Raw genomic sequence first — 3,376 nt, 5'->3', positions numbered from 1 at the left:
GCTCGATGGTTAGCGCGGCCGCCGCCGCGCTCGCCTTGAGCTGGGTCATGATCCCCGCGCCCGTGGATGCGCGATCCCGGGACGGCGGCTCCGCGCACCAACACGGCGGGCCTGCGCCCGCAGCGCAGCCGGTGTCCCCGCTGGCCGCCGTGCCGTTGCCGCGGCCGCGCCCGGAGGCGGCGCCGCAGCCCGTCTCCCGCGAGCCGGCGAAAGAAGCTGGCCGGGACGGCCCAAAGGAGGGCGCAAAGGACGAAGGTCCGGAGCCGGGCAAGGATGGCGCAAAGCAGGCGAAGGCGCCGCCGGCGCCGCAACTCTCCGCCTGCCGCGTCGCGCTCACCGAGGACATCGCGATCGCGCCTACGATCCCGCCGATCAAGGGGCCGGGCGCATGCGGTGGCGACGACCTGGTGCGGCTGGAAGCGGTGGTTCTGCCGGACAAGCGGCGCGTGGCGCTGACTCCGGCCGCGACGATGCGTTGCACGATGGCGACCGCGATCGCCAATTGGGTGCGCGGCGATCTGGCCCCGCTCGCGGCCCGCCTCGGCAGCCCGATCGCGTCGCTCGACAATTACGATTCGTACCAGTGCCGCGGCCGCAACAACATCGCGGGCGCGCAGATGTCGGAGCACGGCCGTGCCAACGCGCTCGACGTGCGCGGCTTCAAACTGGCGGACGGTCGGATGATCGAACTGACCGACCGCACCCAGCCGCGCGACCTGCGCGAGGCGGTGCTGCATTCCGTCTGCGCGCAGTTCGCGACCGTGCTCGGTCCGGACAGCGACTGGTATCACGAGGATCATATCCACCTCGATCTCGCCGAGCGGCGCAGCAACTACCGAATCTGCCAATGGGACGTGCTCGACCCGCTGCCGAAGATCGCGCCCTTGATGCCGGCGATGCGTCCGGACGAGGCGCCGCCCCGCGAGACGGCGGAGGCCGACGACGAGGACAAGGCGGGTCGGGCGGGCAAGGGGGCCAGCCGCGCGGCGGGCCGGGCCGCGGAGCCCGACGCATCGCACGCGGCGCCGGCCGAGTCTGGTTCCGGCGACGCAGCCGCCTCCGAGGCCGATGAGAGCGAGCCGGCCGCGCCGCCTCCCGTCCCACAGCCTGCGCCGGCCAAGGGCAGCAAGAAGAAGCACAAGACGAGGTCCTGACCGGGGCGGACGACCAACGCGATCCGTCAGTCGGACAGGCCGGCCAAACAAACAGGCCGGCCAAACAAAAAGGCGCCGGAGGACCGGCGCCTTTGCAGAAGGCTGATAAACGCGTTTCTCGGCTTTTGATTCCGTTGGCCGCGATGCTTACTGCATCGCCGCGTAGGTGCCGCCACCCTGCAGGGCCATCTGCGGCTTGTAGGGCGAATCGCCCTTCTTCGGATCCAGCACGACGACGATGGTGCCGACCTTGACCCGGTTGTAGAGGTCGATCGCATCCTCGTTGGTCAAACGGATGCAGCCTGAGGAGATCGAGGCGCCGATATATTCCGGCTGGTTGGTGCCGTGGATGCGGAACAGCGTGTCCTTGCCGTTGGCATAGAGGTACATCGCGCGCGAGCCCATCGGATTGTCCGGACCCGGGGCGACGAACGTCGGGACGCCCAGGCGCTCGATCTCGCCCTTGGTCGGATGCCAGGCCGGCCATTCGGTCATGGCGCCGACCTTGGCGATGCCCGACCACGCCATGGCTTCCTCGCCGACGGTGATGCCGTAGCGGATCGCCTTGCCGCCATCGAGCACGTAATAGAGGTAGTGGCTATCGGAATCGACGACGATCGAACCCGGCGCTTCCTTGCGATGATATTCGACGATCGCCCGGCGGAAGGGTTCCGCAACCGGAGTGTTGGTGTAGCGGATCTTCGCAAGAAGCTCCTTGTCCTTCGGCTTGAAGGCCTGGGCGTTGGTCGCCTCATAGGTCGTGGCCTGCATGCAGCCCGACAGCATCAGGCCGGCGGCCAGGAGTCCAAGTTTCACCTTCAGCGACATGTCACCAATTTCCAATTGACAGCTGACGTTGCAATGACACGGCCGCACCACTGCAGCGCGATTCCACTGGTCCCATTATCGTCAAAATCGATCCCGATTCCAGCCGATACACGCACAAGGTACGCTGCAGCGCCGCGATTGTTGCTTTTTTGCCGCAAAGTCTCGGCCCGCCATCCACAGCTGTGCTTCGGAGAGCACGGTGAGCCGACTCCCGGAGCGTTCGGGATCGAGCGAAGGGCCGTTGGCATCAAAAGCCGATGGACCCTGCCGGCAAGCTGCGTCACAAGGCGGCAGCATCCCGCCGCTAAGCCCCCGGAAACCACCTTTCGCGATTCGGAGTCTCGTTCATGTTCTCGGTGTTCGTCCCGTCCGAGTCCTCGCTCAAGAAGGCGGCCGTCACCGATCCCGCAGCCCTGCCGGACACCGCGGTATGGGTCGACCTGGTCAACCCGAGCGGCGCCGAGGACCGCGCCGTCGAACAGTGGGCCGGGATCGCCGTCCCGACGCGGGAGGACATGCAGGAGATCGAGATCTCCAGCCGGCTCTACATCGAGAACGGCGCCCGCTACATGACGGCGACCCTGATGTGCCACTCCGACACCGACATGCCCCGGACGACGGCGGTGACGTTCATCCTGGCCGGTCATCGCCTGGTGACCGTGCGCTACGACCAGCCGCGGCCGTTCGCGGTGGTCGAAGCGAAGCTCGCCCGCAGCTGCGCGCCGGGGATCACCGGCGAGATGGTGCTGATGGAGCTGCTCGACGCCGTGATCGACCGCTGCGCCGACATTCTCGAGCGCGTGGGCGCCGACATCGACCAGGTCAGCCACGAGATCTTCGAGCCCAACAACGAGCGGCACGGCCACGCCAAGCAATATTCGCAGATCCTGATCGCGATCGGCCGCAAGGGCGACCTCACCTCGAAGGTGCGCGAAAGCCTCGTCTCCATCGGCCGGCTCGTCACCTTCCTGTCGGCGGTCGTCGAGGGAGTGAAATGGTCGAAGGACATGCGCGAGCAGCTCAAGACGATGCAGCGCGACGTCGCCTCGCTGACCGATCACGCCTCCTATCTCGCCGGCAAGATCACCTTCGTGCTGGACGCGATGCTCGGCGTCGTCAATCTCGAGCAGAACAATATCATCAAGCTGTTCTCGGTCATGGCGGTGGTGCTGATGCCGCCGACCCTGATCGCGTCGATCTACGGCATGAACTTCAAGATCATGCCGGAGCTCGAATGGACGCACGGATATCCGATGGCGCTCGTGCTGATGCTGATCGCCGCGATCGTTCCGTACTACATCTTCAAGATCAAGAAATGGCTGTAGTGCAGCCGCATTGAAAGCTGCGCTCTGCGCCCAGTCTCATGCCATCCAGGAGCGGTGCTATTCCGTTTC

General features: G+C 66.4%; 3 protein-coding genes. 2 read left to right on the top strand and 1 reads right to left on the bottom strand.

Annotated elements, in window-relative coordinates:
• Positions 1 to 5: 5 nt before the first annotated feature.
• Positions 6 to 1,154: an extensin family protein gene (locus BRAS3809_RS23045; protein WP_008964445.1), complete on the top strand. Its 1,149-nt coding sequence runs from the start codon at positions 6 to 8 to the stop codon at positions 1,152 to 1,154.
• A 147-nt stretch (positions 1,155 to 1,301) separates the two neighbouring features.
• On the opposite strand, the gene BRAS3809_RS23040 is transcribed toward BRAS3809_RS23045, so the two are convergent.
• Entirely contained in the window at positions 1,302 to 1,982 is a 681-nt protein-coding gene (locus tag BRAS3809_RS23040; RefSeq protein ID WP_008964444.1) for a L,D-transpeptidase, read from the bottom strand.
• Between the two features lie 347 nt (positions 1,983 to 2,329).
• On the opposite strand from BRAS3809_RS23040, the gene BRAS3809_RS23035 reads away from it, so the two are divergent.
• Positions 2,330 to 3,307 carry a magnesium transporter CorA family protein gene (locus BRAS3809_RS23035; RefSeq protein ID WP_008964443.1) on the top strand — a complete coding sequence of 326 codons (978 nt, stop codon included), beginning with the start codon at positions 2,330 to 2,332 and terminating at the stop codon, positions 3,305 to 3,307.
• The last annotated feature ends 69 nt before the right edge of the window (positions 3,308 to 3,376 follow it).

The organism is Bradyrhizobium sp. STM 3809, assembly GCF_000239795.1.
In the GTDB taxonomy this organism is placed as follows: domain Bacteria; phylum Pseudomonadota; class Alphaproteobacteria; order Rhizobiales; family Xanthobacteraceae; genus Bradyrhizobium.
Note: the sequence above shows the minus strand (reverse complement) of the source record. Positions and strands in the feature narration are given on the sequence as shown.

Bases quoted from the DNA above. Each gene is read 5' to 3' on its own strand.
- BRAS3809_RS23045 (WP_008964445.1), top strand. From the start codon at position 6: ATGGTTAGCGCGGCCGCCGCCGCGCTCGCCTTGAGCTGGGTCATGATC.
- BRAS3809_RS23040 (WP_008964444.1), bottom strand. From the start codon at position 1,982: ATGTCGCTGAAGGTGAAACTTGGACTCCTGGCCGCCGGCCTGATGCTG.
- BRAS3809_RS23035 (WP_008964443.1), top strand. From the start codon at position 2,330: ATGTTCTCGGTGTTCGTCCCGTCCGAGTCCTCGCTCAAGAAGGCGGCC.